Origin of the sequence: Rhodococcus sp. SG20037 (assembly GCF_031763325.1) — a bacterium.
Taxonomy (GTDB): Bacteria; Actinomycetota; Actinomycetes; order Mycobacteriales; family Mycobacteriaceae; genus Rhodococcus_F; species Rhodococcus_F qingshengii.
This window is the reverse complement of the sequence record NZ_CP134497.1, coordinates 779,182-801,056: the sequence shown is the minus strand read 5'-3', so window position 1 is coordinate 801,056 and position 21,875 is coordinate 779,182. Positions and strand designations below refer to the sequence as shown.

General features: G+C 62.6%; 22 protein-coding genes and 1 riboswitch. Of the genes, 11 read left to right on the top strand and 11 right to left on the bottom strand.

Annotated elements, in window-relative coordinates:
* Positions 1–15: 15 nt before the first annotated feature.
* Entirely contained in the window at positions 16–441 is a 426-nt protein-coding gene (locus tag RHP72_RS03730) for an HIT family protein (RefSeq protein ID WP_003945905.1), read from the top strand.
* Here RHP72_RS03730 and RHP72_RS03725 read toward each other — a convergent pair.
* Positions 426–1,163, bottom strand: coding sequence for an alpha/beta fold hydrolase (locus tag RHP72_RS03725; protein ID WP_065352849.1), 738 nt, complete (start codon positions 1,161–1,163; stop codon positions 426–428). The two genes, RHP72_RS03730 and RHP72_RS03725, sit on opposite strands and share 16 nt — an antisense overlap.
* Positions 1,164–1,208: 45 nt before the next feature.
* Between RHP72_RS03725 and mhuD the strand changes: the two genes are divergently transcribed.
* The 3 genes from mhuD to RHP72_RS03710 all read left to right on the top strand — a co-directional run bounded on the left by mhuD (position 1,209) and on the right by RHP72_RS03710 (position 2,731).
* The gene (gene mhuD, locus RHP72_RS03720) at positions 1,209–1,517 is read left to right on the top strand and encodes a mycobilin-forming heme oxygenase MhuD (protein ID WP_007726927.1); all 309 of its coding nucleotides are present in this window, start codon (positions 1,209–1,211) and stop codon (positions 1,515–1,517) included.
* Positions 1,518–1,605: 88 nt separating this feature from the next.
* Positions 1,606–1,745: riboswitch (cobalamin riboswitch) on the top strand.
* Positions 1,746–1,769: 24 nt separating this feature from the next.
* Positions 1,770–1,964, top strand: coding sequence for a CbtB domain-containing protein (locus RHP72_RS03715; RefSeq protein ID WP_003945915.1), 195 nt, complete (start codon positions 1,770–1,772; stop codon positions 1,962–1,964).
* Positions 1,955–2,731 carry a CbtA family protein gene (locus tag RHP72_RS03710; protein WP_007726928.1) on the top strand — a complete coding sequence of 259 codons (777 nt, stop codon included), beginning with the start codon at positions 1,955–1,957 and terminating at the stop codon, positions 2,729–2,731. Before RHP72_RS03715 ends, RHP72_RS03710 begins: the two co-directional genes overlap by 10 nt.
* Before the next feature lie 59 nt (positions 2,732–2,790).
* Here RHP72_RS03710 and RHP72_RS03705 read toward each other — a convergent pair whose 3' ends face one another.
* Both RHP72_RS03705 and RHP72_RS03700 read right to left on the bottom strand, forming a co-directional pair.
* Positions 2,791–4,626 (bottom strand): NAD(P)/FAD-dependent oxidoreductase, encoded by a 1,836-nt coding sequence (locus tag RHP72_RS03705; RefSeq protein WP_311094348.1) that lies wholly within the window; start codon positions 4,624–4,626, stop codon positions 2,791–2,793.
* Between the two features lie 140 nt (positions 4,627–4,766).
* Positions 4,767–5,912 (bottom strand): hypothetical protein, encoded by a 1,146-nt coding sequence (locus RHP72_RS03700; protein ID WP_204856130.1) that lies wholly within the window; start codon positions 5,910–5,912, stop codon positions 4,767–4,769.
* Between the two features lie 220 nt (positions 5,913–6,132).
* Here RHP72_RS03700 and RHP72_RS03695 point away from each other — a divergent pair, with 220 nt between their 5' ends.
* Both RHP72_RS03695 and RHP72_RS03690 read left to right on the top strand, forming a co-directional pair.
* Positions 6,133–6,912, top strand: coding sequence for an acetoin reductase (locus RHP72_RS03695; protein WP_054831662.1), 780 nt, complete (start codon positions 6,133–6,135; stop codon positions 6,910–6,912).
* Between the two features lie 59 nt (positions 6,913–6,971).
* The gene (locus RHP72_RS03690; protein WP_311094840.1) at positions 6,972–8,240 is read left to right on the top strand and encodes a GAF domain-containing protein; all 1,269 of its coding nucleotides are present in this window, start codon (positions 6,972–6,974) and stop codon (positions 8,238–8,240) included.
* On the opposite strand, the gene RHP72_RS03685 is transcribed toward RHP72_RS03690, so the two are convergent.
* From RHP72_RS03685 to RHP72_RS03675, 3 genes are all read right to left on the bottom strand, one after another.
* Positions 8,219–8,848, bottom strand: coding sequence for a DsbA family oxidoreductase (locus RHP72_RS03685; RefSeq protein ID WP_311094347.1), 630 nt, complete (start codon positions 8,846–8,848; stop codon positions 8,219–8,221). The two genes, RHP72_RS03690 and RHP72_RS03685, sit on opposite strands and share 22 nt — an antisense overlap.
* 91 nt (positions 8,849–8,939) lie before the next feature.
* A complete protein-coding gene (locus RHP72_RS03680; RefSeq protein WP_042451934.1) occupies positions 8,940–9,593 on the bottom strand; it encodes a response regulator transcription factor in 654 nt (217 codons plus the stop codon).
* 48 nt (positions 9,594–9,641) lie between these two features.
* Positions 9,642–10,997, bottom strand: a complete 1,356-nt coding sequence (locus tag RHP72_RS03675) for a sensor histidine kinase (RefSeq protein ID WP_054781748.1) — start codon at positions 10,995–10,997, stop codon at positions 9,642–9,644.
* Positions 10,998–11,021: 24 nt separating this feature from the next.
* Here RHP72_RS03675 and RHP72_RS03670 point away from each other — a divergent pair, with 24 nt between their 5' ends.
* Together RHP72_RS03670 and RHP72_RS03665 are read left to right on the top strand one after the other, a co-directional pair.
* Positions 11,022–11,537 carry a DUF4352 domain-containing protein gene (locus RHP72_RS03670; protein WP_003945701.1) on the top strand — a complete coding sequence of 172 codons (516 nt, stop codon included), beginning with the start codon at positions 11,022–11,024 and terminating at the stop codon, positions 11,535–11,537.
* The gene (locus RHP72_RS03665; protein WP_050656738.1) at positions 11,534–12,016 is read left to right on the top strand and encodes a hypothetical protein; all 483 of its coding nucleotides are present in this window, start codon (positions 11,534–11,536) and stop codon (positions 12,014–12,016) included. Before RHP72_RS03670 ends, RHP72_RS03665 begins: the two co-directional genes overlap by 4 nt.
* On the opposite strand, the gene RHP72_RS03660 is transcribed toward RHP72_RS03665, so the two are convergent.
* Both RHP72_RS03660 and RHP72_RS03655 read right to left on the bottom strand, forming a co-directional pair.
* Positions 11,991–12,425 carry an OsmC family protein gene (locus RHP72_RS03660; protein ID WP_042923588.1) on the bottom strand — a complete coding sequence of 145 codons (435 nt, stop codon included), beginning with the start codon at positions 12,423–12,425 and terminating at the stop codon, positions 11,991–11,993. The two genes, RHP72_RS03665 and RHP72_RS03660, sit on opposite strands and share 26 nt — an antisense overlap.
* Positions 12,426–12,523: 98 nt before the next feature.
* Positions 12,524–13,747: a TetR/AcrR family transcriptional regulator gene (locus RHP72_RS03655; protein WP_311094345.1), complete on the bottom strand. Its 1,224-nt coding sequence runs from the start codon at positions 13,745–13,747 to the stop codon at positions 12,524–12,526.
* Between the two features lie 339 nt (positions 13,748–14,086).
* On the opposite strand from RHP72_RS03655, the gene RHP72_RS03650 reads away from it, so the two are divergent.
* The 3 genes from RHP72_RS03650 to fadD5 all read left to right on the top strand — a co-directional run bounded on the left by RHP72_RS03650 (position 14,087) and on the right by fadD5 (position 17,537).
* Positions 14,087–15,076, top strand: a complete 990-nt coding sequence (locus tag RHP72_RS03650) for a nitronate monooxygenase family protein (protein ID WP_019746804.1) — start codon at positions 14,087–14,089, stop codon at positions 15,074–15,076.
* Entirely contained in the window at positions 15,073–15,852 is a 780-nt protein-coding gene (locus RHP72_RS03645) for an enoyl-CoA hydratase (RefSeq protein ID WP_003945899.1), read from the top strand. Before RHP72_RS03650 ends, RHP72_RS03645 begins: the two co-directional genes overlap by 4 nt.
* Before the next feature lie 95 nt (positions 15,853–15,947).
* Entirely contained in the window at positions 15,948–17,537 is a 1,590-nt protein-coding gene (gene fadD5 / locus RHP72_RS03640; RefSeq protein ID WP_003945871.1) for a fatty-acid--CoA ligase FadD5, read from the top strand.
* A 57-nt stretch (positions 17,538–17,594) separates the two neighbouring features.
* Here fadD5 and RHP72_RS03635 read toward each other — a convergent pair whose 3' ends face one another.
* The 3 genes from RHP72_RS03635 to RHP72_RS03625 form a co-directional block, all read right to left on the bottom strand.
* Entirely contained in the window at positions 17,595–18,074 is a 480-nt protein-coding gene (locus RHP72_RS03635) for a nucleoside deaminase (RefSeq protein ID WP_311094341.1), read from the bottom strand.
* Between the two features lie 77 nt (positions 18,075–18,151).
* On the bottom strand, positions 18,152–20,695 hold the full coding sequence (locus RHP72_RS03630) for an ATP-dependent Clp protease ATP-binding subunit (protein ID WP_003945604.1): 2,544 nt from the start codon (positions 20,693–20,695) through the stop codon (positions 18,152–18,154).
* A gap of 297 nt (positions 20,696–20,992) precedes the next feature.
* Complete coding sequence (locus RHP72_RS03625) at positions 20,993–21,850, bottom strand: alpha/beta fold hydrolase (protein WP_311094338.1); 858 nt, start codon at positions 21,848–21,850, stop codon at positions 20,993–20,995.
* Positions 21,851–21,875: the final 25 nt, after the last annotated feature.

Genomic DNA, 21,875 nt, shown 5'->3' with positions numbered 1-21,875 from the left:
CTACATTCTGTAGGCATGAGCACCGATTCCTGCGTCTTCTGCAAGATCGTCGCGCTGACCGAGCCGGCGATTCTCGTTCACGAGAGCGAGACAACTCTCGCATTCCTCGATGCACGGCCGGTGAGTCGCGGACACACCCTGGTGGTCCCCAAGCGTCATGCAGAGAACCTCGATGCTCTCGAAAGTCACGAAGGCGCAGAGATGTTCCGCGTCGGCACGCTCATCGCCGGAGCTCTACGCCGCTGCGACATCGCCGCTGACGGAGTCAACTTTCTCGTCAACGACGGGCGTGCCGCGGGCCAAACCGTGTTCCACTCGCACCTGCACGTCGTCCCCCGCCATCGCGGCGACAAGGCGAAGTTCGCTGCTGGACTCCTCGCCAGGCGAGCCGTCGAGCTGGAGCAGGTGGGCGCGTCGATCCGAAGTCAGCTCACGGTCTGAAGGAATTCCGTCACCACTTCGCGATAGCGCTGCGGTTGATCGTCGTGGACCAGGTGGCCTGCATCGGCAATACGTACGTACCGAGTTCCCGGCCTCTCGGCCATCTCTCGCATCTGTCCCTCGGGGGTGATGGTGAACTCTCCCTCGATCAGCAAGGTCGGCACCTCGATCGCCTTCCACTGATCCCAGAAATGCCTCGTGCCCCACTCCTCCGAGATGTCGCGGAAGGTCGACACGTCGCCGTGCAGGTACCACCCGTCGTCGCGGCGGTCGAAAGAGTCGAGAAAGTACTGGCCGGCGACGGGGCCGAAGAATTCCTTCATCGCCTCCTCGGAAGCAAACGGCTGCGGCCACGCCGAGATCATCTGCGCCCAGTCCGCAGCGGTGCGTCCACGAAAGTCCGGGGCCATGTCTTCGAGGACCAGCGCACAAACCTTTTCGGGATGCGCGGCGGCGAAGCACCACGCATGCAGAGCCCCCATCGAATGACCGATCACGATCATCGGCTCCTCGATGGACGCAACCGCCGATGTCAGGTCCTCGACGAATGCCTCGGTAGTCAGTGCCGCTGGCGCCGGCCTGCCGTGACCGGCAGCGTCGAAGGTGTAGACGTGGCCGAACTCGCGGATCCACGGCACATGGCGTCGCCACGTTCGGGAGCTGCCCATGAGGCCGTGCAACAACAGAATCGGTTGTCCCGTTCCACCTTCGTCATGCAACACGAGTGTCACGGTACGCGGTGAAGGTGCGCGGGTAATGTCGCTTGCATGGCAGTCGTGAAGATCAATGCAATCGAGGTCCCCGAGGGCGCCGGCCCCGAACTGGAGAAGCGCTTCGCAGCACGCGCTCACGCAGTCGAGAACTCCCCGGGCTTTCTCGGATTCCAACTCCTCCGCCCCACCGCCGGTGAGAGCCGCTACTTCGTGGTGACCCAATGGGAGTCCGAGCAGGCGTTCGCCGATTGGCGTGACGGCCCCGCCCGTGAAGCCCATTCCGGCGAGCGCGCGAAGCCCGTCGCTTCGGGTGCGTCGTTGCTCGAATTCGAAGTTGTCCTGGACGTCGCCGCAAAGAGCTGATCTCGAGCGATTGTGCCTGCCTTGGCGGGCACAATCGACGGTCATCTCGGCTTCACGCGTTGACACGGTGCGGGCTGTAGTGCAAAAGTTCGCATGTAAACGCGATGGTCCGACAGGAATCCGGTGAAAGCCCGGAGCGGTCGCGCCACTGTAATTCGAGGTGAAGTGCCTTTTTCGGCACGACTATTTCGACAGCCAGACACTTCGGCCATCGCATGGACCTAGGGGACGCGAAAATCCCAGGAGGCTTCGATGGCTCTCGCCTATTCTCCCGATACGTCGATCGATTCGACTCGTCTTGCTTTCCTCGCCGCTGCAGTAGTTCTGTTCGCGATGCTGGCTCTCTACCTGGTCGGGTTCGACCAGGGCGCTATCTCTCGCACCGGCATGTACATGCATGAATTGATGCACGACGGTCGACACTTGATGGGCCTGCCGTGCCACTAGTCGACAATTTCACGAAGCTTCTCATTCGTGGTTTGTTGGCTGGTCTGATCGCAGGCATCCTTGCCGGCGGAGTTGCATTCGTGCTGGGTGAACCGCACGTCAACGCTGCCATTGCGATCGAAGAAGCCAACAGCGCCACCGGTGAGGTTTCCGGCGAAGCCGCTGGGCATTCGCACGGTGACGAAGAAGAACCACTGGTGAGCCGCGACGGGCAGCGCGCCGGGCTGTTCCTGGCCACGGCGCTTGCCGGACTGGCGCTCGGGGCGATCTTCTCGGTCGTTGCCAATTACGCTCGACGACTCACCGGAATGTCCGGGCCGTTGTTGGCGATCACCATCGCCGTCGGTGGTTGGCTGGCTATCGAGGCCGTCCCCTTTTTCAAGTACCCGGCCAATCCGCCGGCCGTCGGAGATCCCGACACCATCAACCAGCGCACACTGCTGTGGCTGGCCGCCGTGATTCTCGGGCTGCTGTCCGTCACCGCGGCAGCAGCGGCTGCAAAGGCAGTTTCCGGGCACGAGTTCCTCAGCGTGCGCATCGCTGCTCCGGTGGCTGCGTTCCTGGTGATCGTCGCGATCGGTTACGTCTCGCTTCCCGGCATCAACGAGGTGGGCGAGGACTTCCCGGCAACTCTGCTGTGGGAGTTCCGACTTTCCTCGCTCGCTACGCAGGCGACGCTCTGGCTCGTACTCGGGTTGGCATTCGCCTTCCTTACCGAGCGCGCAACCAAGAACACCGAAGTAGCAAAGAAGTACGCCCTTCGCTGAACCTGCTGTGCGCCTTTATTAACCTCCCGCGGTTAATAAAGGCGCACAGCAGTTCTTTTTCAGCTCAGATGATGCACTTCCTGCAGTCCGTACACCGGTGTCGGGATGCCCTCGTAACGCGCCTTCAATTGCAACGCCAAGTACAGCGAGTAGTGGCGCGACTGGTGCAGATTGCCTCCGTGGAACCACAGCGCTTCCTGCTGCGTCGGCTTCCACATGTTGCGCTGCTCGCCTTCCCACGGTCCCGGGTCCTTGGTGGTGTTCGACCCCAGGCCCCACACCTTGCCGACCTTGTCGGCGGTGTCCTGACCGATCAGGTCCGCCACCCAGCCGTTCATCGAGCCGTAACCGGTCGCGTAGACCACCACGTCGGCAGGCAATTCCGTACCGTCTTCGAGAATCACGCTGTTCTCGGTCAGCTCACGAACATTACCGTGCGCGAGCTTGATGTCTCCATTGGCAACCAGTTCGGCAGCGCCGACATCGATGTAGTAGCCCGAGCCACGGCGTAGGTACTTCATGAACAGGCCCGAACCGTCGTCGCCCCAGTCGTGCTCGAAGCCCGCCTTCTCGAGGCGATCGTAGAAATCCTTGTCGCGCTCACGGATTGCGTCGTACACCGGGATCTGGAACTCGTGCATGATCCGGTACGGCAGCGAACCGAACGTGAGGTCCGCCTTGTGTGTCGTCATGCCGGCGGCCAGTGCTCGCTCCGAGTACAGATCGCCCAAGCCCAAATCCATCAGCGAATCCGACTTCACGATGTGCGTCGAGCTGCGCTGCACCATCGTGACGTCGATACCGTTCTCCCACAGTGCGCCGCAGATGTCGTGCGAGGAGTTGTTGGCCCCGATCACGACGACCTTCTTGCCCACGTACTGATCCGGGCCGGGGTGCTTGCTCGAGTGGTGCTGATCGCCGAGGAACTTGTCCTGCCCGGGGAACGTCGGAACGTTGGCCTTGCCGGACATACCCGTCGCCATCACCAACTGCTTGGGACGCAACGTCAACTTCTCGCCGTTGCGGTTGACCTCGACGTTCCATTCCTGGGTCTTCTCGTCGAACGACGCCGAGGTGCAGGTCGTGGAACTCCAGTACGGAACCTCCATGACCTTGGTGTACATCTCGAGCCAGTCGCCGATCTTGTCCTTGGGCGCGAACACCGGCCAGTTGTCGGGGAACGGCATGTAGGGCAGGTGGTCGTACCAAACCGGATCGTGCAGGCACAGGGACTTGTAGCGTCCGCGCCACTGATCGCCGGGTCGCTCGTGGCTGTCGATCACGATGGCCGGTACTCCGAGCTGACGCATCCGGGCGCCGAGCGCGATGCCGCCCTGGCCGCCGCCGACGATCACGACGTAAGGCTGTGTGGTGTAACCGAGTTCGCGGTCTTCGATCTCCTTCTGCTCGGCCCACGTGATGCGGTTCGGGTCTGCCCCATGCTTGGCGCCGCGCGGACGACGAGTGCCCTTGCCTTCTTCGTGTCCCTTCAATTCCTGCAGCGACGTCAGCAGGGTCCAACCTTCATCTCCCTTCAAACGAAGGTGCCCGTGCGCGCGACCGGTTGCGGTCTCGAACTCGATCCAGGCTGACGTGACGCCGTCGGCTTCGTCGGGTGTCTCGGTGGTCCGGAATCCCGAAGGATCGGTGTCGTCGAGTCGCGCGGAGAGCATGTCGGCGATCTGCTCGCGACCCTCGACGGTCTTGATGTTCCAGGTGAACGACACCAGGTCTCGCCAGAAGCTGTCGAGTGCGAATTTGCCTGCCACACGCTCGATGTCACGAGCCGCGAGGGCCGACTCGAAATCCGCCAGCCAGGCGTCGACGCGCTCCTGAGGTGTCACCGCCGTCAACTTCACCTCGGGGGTGACTGCGGAATCGATGGTTTGCGTCATCACTTCTCCTTGTTTGTGAATGTGACACACAGCACATCCCATAAGTGGCCCCGGTCACAAGCGTTGCAGTCTGTTGCAATCAGCGGGCGCGGTGCCGCCGCCCGATACCGGTTACCCGCACCGATGTGCGGGCAACCGACTCACCCCTCAGCAGGCTTGAATTTGCCGAGTCCCAGCGACTGAAATCCCACGACGTAGAACAGCGTCCACAACACGGCCCAGTCCACGAAACCCAGTGCATTGCCGTGCAATCCGTCGACAACTGCCGGCTCGTGAAGAATGTGCTCTGCTGCAAAGCGGTAATAGAACAAGAATGTGACCACCGCGAGCACAAACGTGAGCAGCGCGCGGATCGCCAGGTTGACCCCGTCCGCAAAGCCCGTGGGTTTGTTACCGAAGGCGTTGGCCCAGAAGATCATCCAGAATGCCCAGCACACACCGAGCTGCGCCGGGAACTGATGGACCACACCGCCCAACTCGGCAACGGCATCGCTTCCCAAAAGTGCCTTCACCACTGGAAGCGCCACGAAGTACAAGCCGGTTCCGACGGCGAAGTTACCGATCGTGGCTGCGAGCGCCGTCTTACCCCCGCCGCCGAACAGTCGCCACGGCCAGTTGTCGAGCGTCTGGCCAGTCAGGATCACAACCACCACGACGCAGTAGAACCACCCGAGCACGGTGTCGACGGTCATCAACGGATCCGTGGCGGACAGCGACACGGACGGCAGACCGAACACGAAGTACAGCGCCAGCGTCGGGACGGCGACAAACGCGATCTCACACAAACCCACCAACGGCTGCTTCATCCCCAGGGAAGTCCACGGCCAATGCTGCCAGTTCAGGACCACCATCACCCAGGTCCCGAAGCCGAAGAGCACGAACAGCGCACCCGCGAAATATCCGAGGCCGCCCTCACGATCGGCCGCGAAATCCGGGTACAAACTCCCCAAGCCGTTTGCCAGGAGCCACGTCACGACGACGGCGAAGACCGCGGTCGCGACCATGATCGCCAGGCCTTTCGCCGGCTGCGGGAGTCGGTCGAAGCCGGCGAACTCGCAGTTGAAGCCGATGAACACAACAAAAAGGATTGCCCAGAAAAGCGCCGCGTTGAATGGCAGAGGATAGAAACTCCAGGGACTGGTGGTCGGATCGGCCAGAAGGTACCAACTCGCCACGGCCAGCACGAGAACGATCACGAGGTTCGCGATCCCGAACCCGATCCAGCGGCGTGACGGTTGTCGGCTCGGCGTGGCCGGTTCCGTGGGTGTGTCGACTGTAGCGGTCATGTGCCCTCTCCCAGATTGTCTCGCAAGATGATTCGCGAAGTGGTGGCGCAACTATGGAACCGTCGCGCGGGGTACCGGGAGGGTTGCCGAGGGTTGCAACTGCTGTCCGATTTTCCGGAATTGCAACACCGTGCAACCCTTCCGCATTGTGGTCGCCGTCACATACAAATCACTCACCGGTTCACAACCGACTGGTTCACTGCTTACGAGGAGAATCTGCATGAGCATCACGGGCAAGGTAGTACTGGTCACCGGCGCCGGCCAAGGCATCGGACGCGGAATCGCTCTCCGCCTCGCCCACGACGGCGCCGACATCGCGTTGGTCGACCTCGACCAAACCAAGCTGGATGCGGTTGCCGACGAGATCAGACAGATCGGCCGTCGTGCAACGACGTTTGTCGCCGACGTCAGCGATCGAGCGCAGGTCAACGCAGCCGTCGAACATGCACACCAGGAATTGGGCGGATTCGACGTCATCGTCAACAACGCGGGAATCGCTCTCGTCGGCCCGATCTCCGACGCGACGCCGGAAGAGGTCTCCAAGATCTGGAGCGTCAACGTCGACGGTGTCCTGTGGGGAATTCAAGCTGCAGCAGCAAAGTTCCAAGCTCTGGGTCAGCGCGGAAAGATCATCAACGCGTCGTCCATCGCCGGCCACGACGGGTTCGCCATGTTAGGTGTTTACAGCGCAACAAAATTCGCGGTCAGGGCCCTCACTCAGGCTGCGGCCAAGGAATACGCGTCCGACGGAATCACCGTCAACGCGTACTGCCCCGGCGTCGTGGGCACCGACATGTGGGTGACGATCGACAAGAGGTTCGCCGAGTTGACCGGTGCGCCAGAGGGCGCCACCTACGAGAAGTTCGTCGGCGGAATTGCGCTGGGTCGAGCTGAAACCCCCGACGATGTCGCCGGTTTCGTCTCGTACCTTGCCGGGCCCGATTCCGACTACATGACCGGTCAGGCCGGTCTCATCGACGGCGGCCTCGTCTACCGCTGACCGAGGTGTCTTCACTGAAAGCGGCGTCTTCGCTGAAAAAGCGGTTGCCAGAGCCTGCGATGCCGCCCGGCGAGGATCCTCGCGACTACGCGAGGACCCTCGCCGCGGTGTACGACGCGACGATGGCCGGAGACCGCGCACCGGCCCGCCCCAGGGACGTGGTCCGCCAATCGTGGCAACGCCTGCGCGAGTTAGGTATCGACCCCGAACACAACCGGGTCGAACCGTCCATGGACGTCGCCGAACTCGATCTCCGTCGTCGTGAGTCCGGACTGTACGACGTGCTCGACGACGTGACGCGTGGACTCGAATCGGTTACCGCGAGCGGTGAGAACATCATGGTCGTCGCAGATCTTCGCGGAACTGTACTGTGGCGCAGCGGGTCCCATCGTGTACTGGACCAAGCTGCGCGTCTGGGATTTGTCGAGGGTGCGAACTGGGCCGAGGACAGCGTCGGCACGAACGCCATCGGAACAGCATTGGTGTCACGACAGGCGGTTCAGATCTTCTCGGCGGAACACTATGCGCGCAGCCATCATCCGTGGACCTGCGCGGGGGCACCCATCCGCGATCCGCGGGACGACCGTGTCATCGGCGTCGTCGACATCAGTGGTCCCGCCAAGACCGTCCATCCCACGACGCTCGCTCTGGTCGACGCCGTCGCACGCCTCGCTCAATCACACCTGCGCGACAAGCATCGGGACAATCTCGATCAATTGCGTTCTGTTGCAGGGCCGATGCTTGCACGTAGCGGATCACCGGCATTGGTGATCGATACTCATGGCTGGGTAGCGGCGGTCGACGCGTTACCTCATCGCTCGCGCGTGCTGCTCCCCGCGGCTTTGGCTCCCGGCAGGACGTGGTTCCCGGCTTTGGGTCTGTGCGAACTGGATCCGCTTCCCGGCGGGTGGCTGGTTAGACCGATCACCACCGGCGAGAGAATCAGCGCGCCCACGGTGCATATCGATCTGCGCGATTCCGAGAACATGTCGGTGACCGTCACGTCGGGTTTCGGCGAATGGGCATACGCCCCCACCCAACGACATGCGGAGATTCTGTTCCTCCTCGGATCCGAGAGACGTGGACTGACTGCATCTCGGTTGGCGCAAGATCTGTTCGGCGACCCGGCCCGCACGGTGACCGCGCGGGCCGAGATGTCGCGTCTGCGAAAGAACCTCGCCGGAGTTGTTGCAGCGCAGCCGTACCGGTTCGTCGATGCAGCGCACGTCACGCTTTCCTGCCCCGACGACGGTGCACATCTGTTGCCGTTCTCGAACGCCCCGGCAGTTCGTGCCGCGCGCCTTACTCAGGCCGGTTCGGAGGCCTGAGTAAGCAACTGCAGAAACACCTCTTCGGGTTGAGCGCCGGATACTGCGACCGCACGGTTGGCGACGAAGAACGGAACGCCGCTGACCTGCAGTTGGCGGGCCATGGACAGATCTTCGCGAACAGCCTCAGCTGCGGCATCGGAGCCCAGTTGCTCGCGCACGACGTCGGCGTCGAGGCCGACGCTCACGGCCAGCTCGACCAGCACCTCACGGTCGTCGATCACCTTGCCGTCGCTGAAGTGCCCTTTGAACAGCGCTTCGAGGAGTTCGTTCTGCCGCTCACCCGCGAGATGCAGCAACCTGTGCGCATCAAAGGTGTTGGCGGCGATCACGGTGTCGAAGTCCAAGGTCAACCCGACCTCGGCTGCCGTCGCGCTGACGTGGGCAAACATCTGACGTACCTGATCAGGCGCCATCCCCTTCATCTCGACCAAGGCGTCGAGTTCGGTTCGGCCCTCTCCCACCGGGGTCTCCGGAGCGAGCTGGTACGAGCGCCAGATGACGTTGACGCGGTCCTTGTTCTCGAAACGATCCAGCGCCGAGAGGAACCTGGTCTTTCCGATGTAGCACCACGGACAAGCGACGTCCGACCACACTTCGATGGTCACGTCTTGGTCAATCACGATTTGATCAGTCACCGAAGGTGCAACAACGAACAGGGCCGGGATTAGTCCCGGCTCACGTCACGAGGTCACAGAATCACGTGACCAGACCACACCGGAACGCGATCAACGACGCACTCACCCGGTTGGGCACACCGAGCTTGGCGAACAACGAGGAGATATGCGTCTTGACGGTGGTCTCACCGAGGTACAGCCGCTCCGCGATGACGCTGTTGGCCGCGCCTGTCGCCAGGATTGTCAGCACTTCGCGCTCACGCTCGGTGAGCGAAGCGAGGGGAGTCAGGTCGGGTGCTTGCCGACGCGGCGCCGAGGCCACGATGGCACGTAGAGAATCGGAGCTGAACAACGAGTGGTCCGACGCCACCACCCGTACTGCCTGCTGGAACGCCTGTGGGGCCGCGTCCTTGCTCAGGAAACTGTGCGCGCCCGCCTCGACCGCTTGCACGACCATGTCGTCGACGTCGAAGGCGGTCATCGCAATGACCTTCGGCGGATTGCTCATGGTCATCAACTCTCGGGTGGCCTCCAAGCCACCGACCCGTGCCATCTTCAGATCCATCAGCACCACGTGCGGACGAAACCGAGTGACTTTGGCTGCGACCTGATCGCCGTCCTCGGCCTCGGCAACCACCACGATGTCCGGCGCTGCTTCCAGGATGTCCTTCATTCCGCGCCGAACCCAGGCGTCGTTGTCGACGATCAAAACTGTGATGCGCGAGTCAGCGTCCATAGTGCGCTCAGATTACCCAGAGCCCCCGACAGTCGGAGGGTGGGAGGGTTACGACGACCAGGGCACCCAGCAACTGACGAGGAAATCGTCCCCCAGCGCGCCTGCCTCCACCTTGCCGCCGATTTCTCTTGCCTGTTCGGCCAACCCGCGTAAGCCGGACCGCGAACCGATCGACGTCATGGGTGCAAGCTCGCTCAGCTTGTTGCGTGCGAGGATACGAATTCCGTCGTGCGGCGACCCGGTCACCGAAATGACGAGCATCTGGTCGCTCGCATACTTCTGGACGTTGGTCAACGATTCCTGAACGACGCGATAACAGACGTGCCCCGCCAACATTCCGACATCACCCGGGAGCAACTCCGATTCGAGACGGCAGTGAATGCCCGCGGCGCGTGCACCGTTGACCAGATCGCCGATCGCGTCGATCCCCTGGTGCCCGCCGTGTTCGCGGCGATCACCGCTTCCCCTGAGCACTCCGACGATTCCCTTCAATTCGTCCAAAGCCTCGTGCGCGGTGGTTCTGATCATCGCAGCGGTGTTGACGACCTTCTCGGGATTGTCTGCCGCGCTGACCTGTAACCCACCGGCGAACAACGAAATCCGGCTCAGACTGGCCGCGATCGTGTCGTGCATGTCGCGCGCGATCCGCGTTCGTTCCTCGGTGCGAATCATCTCGTCGCGCATCACGTCTGTTTTCTCGGTGGCAAGATCCCGTACGTGCTCTGCCTCGACGAGTTCGGTTCTGGTCCGAATCAGGAGCGAGAGCGCCACGACGATGCCGACCATGACGGCTGCGACGAGCCACGGGATCCAGATGGCGACGTCGTATTGAACAACCGCCGAACCGTCCTTGGGTTTCATCGTTCCCATCGTGAGAACGGAGTACTCACGATTGCGAAAAGCGTCGTAGGTCAACGAAATTCCGCACGCGACGAAGACAGCTGCCGCAGCGGCAGCAAGCCGAGGCCCACGCGCGATCCGAGCAACGGCGAACAATGCGATGAGCGCCGCCGTCGCATCGGTGGGGAAGAACAACGGGCCGACCAGCGTGATCGCCAGAACCACCCAGGGATACTGATGGCGCCACACAAGCGATATCCCACCGGCCACGCCCAGGACGAACCCGATACCGACCAATACCGGTGGCATATTTCCCGACGCGCCTGCGATGCCCACCGTCATGAAGGAACAGAAAAGGCTGAACGCGACAGCGGCGGTAGTCCATACGCGTCGTCGCACAACGGTTCCTTTGGTGGTGATCACCGAGCAAGCGTATCCACCGCCACCGACGCCTCGAATCAGCCGAACGGGTGGACGAACCGCCAGGCTCCGACCGAAAGGATGAGGCGGACCGATCTTTCGACCGAAGCGGTGAGCAGTCCTCACATCGTTGACTTGTGCCATACCAACTCTCGAAAGGCGCACATCATGCGATCACTCCGCACTCCCCTCGCCCTCCTCGCCGTCGGCGCAGCCCTGTTCGCAACCATCGCCTCGGGCGAGACCGACGAAGCGAAGAAGGTCGACGACAACGGTTCTTCCGCCGCACCTGCGGCCGCCTTCGGAATCGGTGACGTCGTCGAACTGGGCGACTGGCGCGTCCAGGTACACGGCGTCGTAGATCCCTACGTCTCGACCAATCAGTTCATCACCGCTGATCCCGGAAACCGCTACGTCGTGGTCGACACCGAGGTCACCAACAACAGTGACAAGCCGTCGACGGTCTCGTCGATGATGTGCTTCGAACTGCAGGACTCGGCAAACAAGTCGTACAACATCACGTTCACCGACAGCAGCACGTCGAGTGTCGACGGAGAGCTCGCGCCGGGCGCTGCCAAACGAGGCGAATTGGCGTACGAGGTCCCCGAAGCCGCCACCGGTCTGCGCCTTCAGTTCAAGTGCGATCTGTTCTCGTCCGGCTCGGCAACCATCAACCTGTCGTGAACCGTCCGGGCGATCTGCTGCTGAATCCGTGGGCACTGGTCTCGGTGGCCGTCATCTTGATCAACGACCACGTACTCAAAGGGGCATTCGGGAACACGATGACGGGCAAGCTGTCCGACGTTGCCGGTGTGTTCCTGCTTCCCCTGCTTCTGCTCTCGGTTCTCGAGGTGCTCAGGCGAAGTCTGGTGGGGCGAGCAGCGATCGCCTGGTCCATCGCAGTCACGGGGATCGGCTTCGCCGCCGTGAAGGTGATATCGCCGATCGGCGACGCATACGAGTGGGTGATCGGGTTTCTCCGCCTGACCGCAGGAGGATTCCGCGGAGATCTCTTGCCGATCCTGGTCTATCGCGATCCCTCGGACCTGTGGGTGCTCCCGATCCTGTTCGCGAGCTATCTGGTCGTCACACACAACCGCACTCGGGCGCCGGAGGGGGCGCCCGAGCGCGAGATGATCAGTCCAGGGCCGCATCCAACGTGATGTCGACGCCGGTCAGCGCCTTGCTGACCGGGCAGGTTTCCTTGGCCGCCTGGGCAACCTTGGCAAAACCGTCGGCGTCGAGGCCGTCGACCTCGGCGCGAACGGTGAGCTTGATTCCGGTGAGCTTGAATCCGACCGCGTCGGGGCCGAGTGACACGTCCGCGGTGATGTCGAGGCTCTGCGGGGTCCCGCCGGCCTCGGCGATCAAGGCCGACAATTGCATCGCATAGCAGGACGAATGCGCCGCGGCGATGAGTTCCTCGGGGCTGGTGGTTCCGCCGGCCTCCTCAGCTGCGCGCTTGGGGAACGACACGTCGAAGGTGGCGACGCCCGAGCTGGTGAGTTCCACCTGTCCCGATCCGGCCTCGAGGGTGCCGTTCCAGGCGGTGCGTGCGGTACGAGTTGGCATTGCTGTCCCTACTTCCGTCTTCACATGATTCGGTGAACGCCTTGCGATCACGAACCTACCCGCGATACGTGAAGTCACACCTACTGTTTCGGGCGGGACTACCCGAGGAGCGTCGCGGACAGCAGTTTCTCGACGCGGGCCTGCGCGGAGTTCTCCGAGGAAAAGTGCACAATTCGGCCGATGTCGAAGACCAGTCCGAGCGCCGCGTGGACGAGGAACCGCGCTTGGACGATCGTCAACTCCGGACGCGCCTCGACACACAAGTGCGCCCACTCCTCGACGTTCAAACGCTGAATGTTGCGCAACTCGGTCCGTGATCGATCCGGCAAACTGCCGATCTCGGCAAAGTACACGGCCAACAGTTCGCTGGTTCCGAACGAAACCTCGACGTACATCTTCGCCAACGTCTCGACGGCCGCGAGAGGAGTCTCCGACTCAGCCAACGCCGAGCCCAACGTCATAGTCAGACGATCGGACGCACGGTGGAAGGCCGCAGCAAGAAGGTCGGCCTTGCTCGCGAAGTGCCGATACACACTCGACGCGTTGATACCCGCCGCGGCACCGATCTCCTCGATGCTCACGTCGTGGTAGCCGCGCTGATAGAACAGCAACACTGCTTCCTGAAGCAGCACTTCGCGTTTCGACGTCCGTACGAGGCCTGTTTTGCGTTCGGACGCCCCTGCCCTCGCGCCGTCCTCCTCGGCAACGGGCAATTCGACGCCGATGACGGACCAGCATGCCGCAAGAATCAGCGCTTCGATCTGCTTGGCGGACAACGCGGATCGATGACCGGTGATACTGGCGATCACACTGAGCACGGCGGGCGCGATGAGTTCTACATCCGCCGGGTCGAGTTCCGGACGAACCGCTGCCAGCGGCTCGGCGATCCGAAGATTGAGCGTGCACATTCCCACCCGCAATTGCTCACGATCCTCGTCGACCAGATACCTGCCCTCCCATCGGTAGAGCCCTCCCCGGCGCCGATTCTCGATCGTCGCGCGGATGACACCCACCATCGTGGAGTTCAACTGCTCGCGTGGATTTTCGTTTCCGTGCACAGCTGGATCGCTGGCATCCAACAACGCCTGCGTCAGGTTGTTCACGGTGTAGACGAACAGGGCGTATTTCGTGGGGAAATGACGATAGAGGGCCGGACCGGAAATTCCGACCTTCGCTGCGATCTCGTCGATGCCCACCGCGTGGTAGCCACGTTCGCTGAATGCTTCCGCAGCAGCGGCCGCGATTTGCGCCTTCCGATTCTTCGGACGCGTCCGTGGTGCAGGGTCGCCGCCACGCACGGAGACGCGTGTCTGTCCGGGCACCTGACCCTCCACTTCCGTTGCTTTCTCTTGCACTGCCTTCGTCCGCTGCACCGCACTTCCACGGGCGCGAGTCCGAACGGATCATGTTAACCGTCGCGAAGGTCGCAATTCGCGCCCGGTACTGCTTCACCCGAAACCCTACAACGCAGTTGTAGGGGCGGACGGATTCCGGAAAAAGAGTCTTGACACCCGCTCTCTCAGCGGTGTTATGTTAGTGACGATTCGCACAACCTCGCACGTAGTCCGCTGGCGGGCTCGTTCCCTGCGGCGTGAAGTTTTCTTCGCCCGCAAGAGGGTTCGATGCCGAATGACCGACCGTAAGAAAGTAGTTGTGAGCAGATGATTCGCACTCGCTTCACCGAAATGTTCGGCGTTGACCATCCCATCGTGCAAGGGGGCATGATGTGGGTGGGACGGGCAGAACTTGTTGCGGCCACGGCAAATTCCGGCGCCCTCGGGTTCTTGACGGGCCTCACTCAACCCACACCGGAAGACCTCGTCAAGGAAATTGCTCGAACCCGCGATCTCACCGACAAGCCTTTCGGCGTCAATCTCACTATTCTGCCGTCGATCACGCCGCCGCCGTACGCCGAATACCGCCAGGCGATCATCGAATCCGGGATCAAGATCGTCGAAACCGCCGGTTCCAATCCGATCGATCATCTTCCGCATTTCAAGGACGCGGGCGTGAAGGTTATCCACAAGTGCACTGCAGTTCGACATGCGGTCAAAGCCGAGAGACTGGGCGTCGACGCCGTCAGCATCGACGGCTTCGAATGCGCCGGGCACCCAGGCGAGGACGACATACCAGGGCTCATTCTGATTCCGGCGGCCACGCAGCAACTCACGATTCCGGTGATCGCTTCAGGCGGAATCGCAGATTCACGTGGACTCGTCGCGGCGCTTGCGCTCGGAGCAGACGGCGTCAACATGGGAACTCGCTTCATGTGTACCGTGGAATCCCCTGTCGCACAATCGGTTAAAGAGCAGATTGTCGCAAACACCGAACGCGACACCAAGCTCATCTTCCGGACCCTTCACAACACCGCGCGCGTAGCCGCGAATGCGATCAGTGCCGAGGTCGTCGACATCGAAGCACGTGGCGACGCGCAGTTCAGCGACATTCAGCATCTGGTAGCCGGAGCCCGCGGACGCAAGGTCTTCGAGGACGGCGACCTCGATGCAGGCATCTGGTCCGCCGGACAGAGCCAAGGATTGATCAACGACATCCCGACCGTCGCCGACATGATCGACCGCATGGTCTCGGAGGCCGAACACCTCATCACCTCACGGCTTTCCGGATTCGTCACCGCTGTGAGCGCGGCATGACCGCCACCGCCGAGACGGGCTTTCGCTCCGAAATCACCGACGGTGTACTGCGATTGACCTTCGACCGCCCGAAGCGGATGAACGCGATCGATCTGCCCACGATGACTGCTTTCGCAGCTGCCGTCCACGACGGCGGCGCAGACCCGGCCGTTCGCACCATCGTCATCACCGGATCCGGTCGAGCGTTCTGCACCGGAGCCGACCTCGCCGCAGCGGCCGTCAACCCCGCAGACCCGAAAGTCGTCATGGATGCGGCGACGTCGCTGATTCGCGCCATCACCAGCGCCCCGGTCCCGGTGATCGCCGCGGTCAACGGCCCGGCCGCCGGCGTCGGCGTGTCCATCGCTCTAGCCGCGGACCTGACGTACGCCGCATCGAGCGCCTATTTCCTCCTCTCCTTCGTCAACATCGGCTTGATGCCCGACGGCGGCGCCAGTGCGTTGGTACCGGCAGCGATCGGACGCGCCCGAGCGGCCGAGATGGCATTGCTGGGCGAGCGAGTTTCCGCCGAGGACGCAGAGCGGTTCGGGCTCGTGTCCCGCACCGTCGCCGACGACGCGTTCGACGCACTCGTCGACTCCGTCGTCGATCGCACGTCGAAGGCTCCCCGACGCGCCCTCGAACTCACCAAGCGCGCACTCAATGCGGCGACACTGGACCGCCTCGATGCTGCGCTGGAGCTCGAAAATACCGGTCAGGCAGAACTTCTCACTGGCGAGGACTTCAAAGAAGGCGCGATGGCGATGCTGCAGAAACGCGCGCCCCACTTCAAGTAATCACTGCGAATTTTCGTTAACAAAACCACTGTACGAATCGACGGCTCACTGTAGCCTGAGTCACACAATCACCCACGCATGAGAGGAACCCATCGATGGCCTCCACCGATGCAGTCTCCGAGGCGCAGCGTTCACGCCGCACCAACTGGAACAATCAGATCGCCAGGCATGCGCAGATGATTCCCGATCGCACCGCACTGCGATTCCTGGGCGATTCCATCACCTGGAGCACCCTCGACGCACGCGTCGAGAAGCTGGCGGACGCTCTTGCCCGACGCGGCGTCAGCTTCGGCGACCGCGTGCTCATCCTGATGCTCAACCGCCCCGAATACCTCGAGGTCGTGCTCGCGACCAACGCACTGGGCGCCATCGCTGTTCCGGTGAACTTCCGTCTGACACCACCCGAGGTCGCTTATCTGGTAAACGACTCCGGCTCCAAAGTCATTGTCGCCGAAGGACCGTTGGCTCCGTTGGCCGGAGCTGCGCGAGCCGCGTCCGAGGGTATCGACATCTCCATCACCGTAGGCGCCCCCGCCGAGGGTGACAGCCTGAATTACGAGGACTTGATCAGCGAAGAGGGCGAGTCGCACGCGTTCGTCGACATCCCGGACGACACTCCTGCACTCATCATGTACACCTCGGGAACCACCGGTCGCCCCAAGGGCTCGGTGCTCTCCCACTCCAACCTGTCTTCGCAAGCATTGACCTGTATCAGGGCCTTCCACCTGTTCAATGCCGATTCCATCGGCTTCTGCGCGTCGCCCATGTTCCACATCGCAGCCCTCGGTTCCATAGCGCCGAGCCTGCAACTCGGCACGACCACGGTGATCCATCCGGTCGGCGCATTCGACCCGGGTCAACTACTCGACATTCTGGAAGCCGAGAAGGTCACCAGCTTGTTCCTCGTGCCCGTGCAATGGCAGGCCGTGTGCGCCGTACAGAAGGCGCAACCGCGAGCACTGTCGCTGAAGAACATCTCGTGGGGCGCCGCACCGTCGTCCGATACGATCCTGCGGGCAATGGCCGAAACCTTCCCGGACGCATTCAATGTCGCGGTCTTCGGTCAGACCGAGATGTCGCCCATCACTTGCGTTCTCGACGGCGAGGATGCGATTCGTAAGCTCGGATCCGTCGGTCGGGTCATCCCGACCATCTCGGCCAGGGTCGTCGACGAGAACATGGACGACGTGGCGCCCGGTGAAATCGGTGAAATCGTCTACCGCGGGCCCACGATGATGAGCGAATACTGGAACAATCCCACCGCCACCGCTGACGCCTTCCACGGTGGATGGTTCCACTCCGGCGATCTCGTTCGAGTCGACGACGAAGGCTTTGTCTACGTCGTGGATCGCAAGAAGGACATGATCATCTCCGGCGGAGAGAACATCTACTGCGCGGAGGTGGAAAACGTTCTCTACGAACACGAATTGATCGTCGAAGCGGCCGTCGTCGGTCGCCCCGACGCCAAGTGGGGCGAGGTGCCGGTAGCGATAGTCGCGATGGCGCCAGGTTCAGCCGTGGACCTGACCATCGAGGAGCTGAGCAGCTTCCTCAACGATCGGCTCGCGCGCTACAAGCACCCGAAGGACATCGTCGTCGTGGAAGCACTGCCGCGCAATGCAAGCGGCAAGGTCGTCAAGGGTGAACTGCGAGAGAAGGTTCGAGCGGTCGACGCAGTTTCCTGACTCCACACGCAAACGGGCGGCACCTCCAGCGAGGTGCCGCCCGTTTGTGTGTGCCCGTCAAGCGCTCGGCGAATGCAACTTCCGATGCAGTTCTCGCACCAGCGGAACCAACTCCGGCACCGGGCCTTCGACCGGGACGTTCGGCGCAACCTCGTTGACGGACAGAGACTTCACCGGCGACGGAGCCACACCCCACTCCGCGAGCCAGTCGCCGAGTTGGGCCGAAGAGCAGATGTAGACGATCCGTCCGAGGCCCACCCACGCGTGCGCGGCCGAACACATCGCGCAGTGCTCTCCCGAGGTGAACACCGTTGCCGTCGAACGCTCGTCCGGCGTCAGATACTGGGCCGCCCACCGAGCCAGCTCGAACTCGGGGTGGCGAGTGTTGTCGCCGCCCGCGATCCGGTTTCGATCTTCCGCCAGAAATGTTCCGTCGGCCGCTGCCAGGACGGAACCGAAAGGTTCGTCGCCGGCATCCAATGCTTCCGTTGCCAATTCGACGCAACGACGCAGGTGACCCAGTTCGATGTCGTTCATGTGTACGCCCTCTCCCGTGATACACGAAACGGGCGGCACCGGTGAGGTGCCGCCCGTTCGTTACCTACTCTGCTGTACTACTCTGCTGCGCTTTCGCTTTCGCCGGCCTTGGTCAGCTCGATCGGCGGTGCGTCCGGCACGTCGATCGGCTTCTTGGTAGGCGTGAACGTGAACTTCGCGTCCTCGCCCGAGCCTTCGCCGTCCCAGTTCTCGACGTCGACGAGCACGATGTGGCCGGGTCCGATCTCTCCGAAGAGGATCTTCTCGGACATCTGGTCCTCGATCTCGCGCTGGATGGTGCGACGCAGCGGTCGTGCACCCAGTACCGGATCGAATCCGCGCTTGGCCAGAAGCGACTTGGCCTTGTCGGTGACCTCCATGGCCATGTCCTTGTTCTTGAGTGCCGCCTCGACGCGAGCGAGCATCAAGTCGACCATCTGAACGATCTGCTCGTTCGTGAGCTGATGGAAGACGACGATGTCGTCGATACGGTTCAAGAACTCGGGACGGAAGTGCTTCTTCAGCTCGTCGTGAACCTTGAGCTTCATGCGCTCGTAGTTCGACTCCGTGCCCGTTCCCGAGCTGAAGCCCAGGCCGACTGCCTTGGAGATGTCAGACGTACCGAGGTTGGACGTGAAGATCAGCACCGTGTTCTTGAAGTCGACGGTACGTCCCTGACCGTCGGTGAGACGGCCGTCCTCGAGCACCTGCAGGAGGGTGTTGTAGATCTCCTGGTGTGCCTTCTCGATCTCGTCGAACAGCACGACGCTGAACGGCTTGCGGCGCACCTTCTCGGTGAGCTGGCCACCCTCTTCGTACCCGACGTACCCGGGAGGGGCACCGAACAGACGCGAAGCGGTGAAGCGGTCGTGGAACTCGCCCATGTCGATCTGGATCAGAGCGTCGTCGTCGCCGAACAGGAAGTTGGCGAGCGACTTCGCGAGCTCCGTCTTACCGACACCGGACGGGCCGGCGAAGATGAACGAGCCCGAGGGACGCTTGGGATCCTTCAGACCTGCACGCGTACGACGGATCGCCTTCGAGACGGACTTGACCGCCTCTTCCTGGCCGATGATCCGCTTGTGCAGTTCCTCTTCCATGCGGAGCAGACGAGTGGTCTCCTCCTCGGTGAGCTTGAAGACGGGGATACCGGTCCAGTTGCCCAGAACCTCGGCAATCTGCTCGTCGTCGACCTCGGCAATGACGTCCAGGTCGCCCGCACGCCACTGCTTCTCACGCTCAGCGCGCTGAGCAACGAGGGTCTTCTCCTTGTCACGCAGGTTCGCAGCCTTCTCGAAGTCCTGCGCGTCGATCGCGGACTCCTTCTCGCGACGCGCGTCGGCGATGCGATCGTCGAATTCGCGCAGGTCCGGCGGTGCAGTCATCCGACGGATGCGCATTCGCGCGCCCGCCTCGTCGATGAGGTCGATCGCCTTGTCCGGCAAGAAGCGGTCGTTGATGTAGCGGTCGGCCAGCGTCGCCGCTGCCACGAGAGCACCGTCCGTGATGGAGACACGGTGGTGAGCCTCGTAGCGGTCACGAAGACCCTTGAGGATCTCGATGGTGTGCTCGACGGTCGGCTCGCCCACCTGAACGGGCTGGAAACGACGCTCGAGGGCAGCATCCTTCTCGATGTACTTGCGGTACTCGTCGAGCGTGGTGGCACCGATGGTCTGCAGCTCACCGCGAGCAAGCTTGGGCTTGAGGATGGAGGCCGCGTCGATAGCGCCTTCGGCCGCGCCCGCACCCACGAGGGTGTGCAGCTCGTCGATGAACAGGATGATGTCGCCGCGGGTGTTGATCTCCTTGAGAACCTTCTTCAGGCGCTCTTCGAAGTCACCGCGGTAACGGCTGCCGGCCACGAGCGACCCGAGGTCGAGCGTGTACAGCTGCTTGTCCTTGAGGGTCTCGGGGACCTCACCGTTGACGATTGCCTGAGCCAGGCCCTCGACCACAGCGGTCTTACCGACACCGGGTTCACCGATGAGAACCGGGTTGTTCTTGGTACGACGCGAGAGAACCTGCATGACACGCTCGATTTCCTTCGAGCGGCCGATGACCGGGTCCAGCTTGCCTTCGAGGGCAGCTTGCGTCAGGTTGCGACCGAACTGGTCGAGCACGAGCGAGGTGGACGGCGTGCCGGCCTCTCCGCGGGTGCCACCGGTTTCGGTGGGCTCTTTGCCCTGGTAGCCCGACAGCAGCTGGATGACCTGCTGGCGGACGCGGTTGAGATCGGCACCGAGCTTGACCAGAACCTGGGCTGCTACGCCCTCACCCTCACGGATGAGACCGAGCAGGATGTGCTCCGTACCGATGTAGTTGTGTCCGAGCTGCAGCGCTTCGCGCAGACTCAGCTCGAGGACTTTCTTGGCGCGCGGTGTGAAGGGGATGTGACCGGACGGAGCCTGCTGGCCCTGGCCGATGATCTCCTCGACCTGGCTGCGGACTCCCTCGAGGGAGATACCCAACGACTCCAACGACTTGGCTGCGACACCTTCGCCCTCGTGAATGAGGCCGAGAAGGATGTGCTCCGTGCCGATGTAGTTGTGGTTGAGCATCCTGGCTTCTTCTTGAGCCAGGACAACAACGCGCCGCGCGCGATCGGTGAACCTCTCGAACATCGCTCTCCCTCACACTCTCCGGCGGGCAGGTTCGAGACCGGATGTCTCGTCCCTGGTCGCCGCGTTTCGCTCCGGCACTACAGACTGATCGCCTCGCCGGTCAGCGGACTGACGTCCACGAATCGACAAAGGTTGCACGACCCCACTTATTACTCTAGAGGGCGCGAAGTCCACCTGCTGCTCCTCCACCCGATTGGCGGCGGAAGCCGGACTGCTTACCGTTCACAACGTCGCAGCTGAGGGAATCGTTTCCCGGTTCCTGTACGCCTGAAGCGAACAGCGATTTTCGACGCCTGATCAGCCGAATATCGGGAGTACCCGAGCGCACGGCACCTCACGCGGATTCGACGGATCCAGCGCGTTGAGCGTCAGAGTCGCCGTTCGCTGCGACGCCACCAGCGCGATGTGATCCGACAGGTCCTGCTCGCAACCGTCCTGAACAACTATGTTCGACGCGTTCGACGCGGCCAGTATTCCGCTGCTGTACGGAACGACCACTTGATCGAACCGAGTCACGATGTTGGTGTACTCGACGTCATCGGAGTAGACGCCCGCGTCGCGCAGTTCGGTGACGAAGCTGGCGTTGTCGAAATCCGGTCCCCCGACGCCTTCCGGCGGGCCGACCTCCGAGCCGTCCCACAACGGAGCGATGGAGACGATCTTGGAAACGTGCGTGTCACCGCCGAGGAACTTGGCGTAGTAGGCACTGACCGTCGTCCCCTGGGAGTGCCCGATCAGGTCGACCTTCGAGGCACCCGTCGCAGAGAGAACTTCGTCGACGAAGTCCGACAGCTGCCCTGCGCTGTCTCCGAGTGGTGCGAGACCGCCGGCTGCGGAAATCGGCCACGGCTGGTCCGTTCGATTCCCGAAGGTGAGCGCAAAAACGCAGTATCCCTCGTTGGCCAGTACGGGTGCGAGTACGCCCCAATTGGTCTGACGGTTGGCCGCCGTCCCGTGCACCAGGACGACTGGATCAGGATGAGCAGCGGAAGGCGTGCACGAGAAGTCGTTGGTGCCAGGGGCCGATCCGCCCGGGTTGGTCGCTTCGAGGGCGATTCCACTGAGGAAACCGGACGGGACGGGAAGAGGTTCGTTCGCCGACGCAAGAGACGGCGCGGACACGGCCACGGCTCCCGCCACAGCGAGAGCGCCCACGCATGTTCGAATCCCCACCGAAGGC

Excerpts from the sequence above, each read along its gene's own strand:
- RHP72_RS03730 (WP_003945905.1), top strand. The coding sequence starts at position 16 with ATGAGCACCGATTCCTGCGTCTTCTGCAAGATCGTCGCGCTGACCGAG.
- mhuD (WP_007726927.1), top strand. The coding sequence starts at position 1,209 with ATGGCAGTCGTGAAGATCAATGCAATCGAGGTCCCCGAGGGCGCCGGC.
- RHP72_RS03715 (WP_003945915.1), top strand. The coding sequence starts at position 1,770 with ATGGCTCTCGCCTATTCTCCCGATACGTCGATCGATTCGACTCGTCTT.
- RHP72_RS03705 (WP_311094348.1), bottom strand. The coding sequence starts at position 4,626 with ATGACGCAAACCATCGATTCCGCAGTCACCCCCGAGGTGAAGTTGACG.
- RHP72_RS03700 (WP_204856130.1), bottom strand. The coding sequence starts at position 5,912 with ATGACCGCTACAGTCGACACACCCACGGAACCGGCCACGCCGAGCCGA.
- RHP72_RS03695 (WP_054831662.1), top strand. The coding sequence starts at position 6,133 with ATGAGCATCACGGGCAAGGTAGTACTGGTCACCGGCGCCGGCCAAGGC.
- RHP72_RS03690 (WP_311094840.1), top strand. The coding sequence starts at position 6,972 with ATGCCGCCCGGCGAGGATCCTCGCGACTACGCGAGGACCCTCGCCGCG.
- RHP72_RS03680 (WP_042451934.1), bottom strand. The coding sequence starts at position 9,593 with ATGGACGCTGACTCGCGCATCACAGTTTTGATCGTCGACAACGACGCC.
- RHP72_RS03675 (WP_054781748.1), bottom strand. The coding sequence starts at position 10,997 with ATGGCACAAGTCAACGATGTGAGGACTGCTCACCGCTTCGGTCGAAAG.
- RHP72_RS03670 (WP_003945701.1), top strand. The coding sequence starts at position 11,022 with ATGCGATCACTCCGCACTCCCCTCGCCCTCCTCGCCGTCGGCGCAGCC.
- RHP72_RS03660 (WP_042923588.1), bottom strand. The coding sequence starts at position 12,425 with ATGCCAACTCGTACCGCACGCACCGCCTGGAACGGCACCCTCGAGGCC.
- RHP72_RS03650 (WP_019746804.1), top strand. The coding sequence starts at position 14,087 with ATGATTCGCACTCGCTTCACCGAAATGTTCGGCGTTGACCATCCCATC.
- RHP72_RS03645 (WP_003945899.1), top strand. The coding sequence starts at position 15,073 with ATGACCGCCACCGCCGAGACGGGCTTTCGCTCCGAAATCACCGACGGT.
- fadD5 (WP_003945871.1), top strand. The coding sequence starts at position 15,948 with ATGGCCTCCACCGATGCAGTCTCCGAGGCGCAGCGTTCACGCCGCACC.
- RHP72_RS03635 (WP_311094341.1), bottom strand. The coding sequence starts at position 18,074 with ATGAACGACATCGAACTGGGTCACCTGCGTCGTTGCGTCGAATTGGCA.
- RHP72_RS03630 (WP_003945604.1), bottom strand. The coding sequence starts at position 20,695 with ATGTTCGAGAGGTTCACCGATCGCGCGCGGCGCGTTGTTGTCCTGGCT.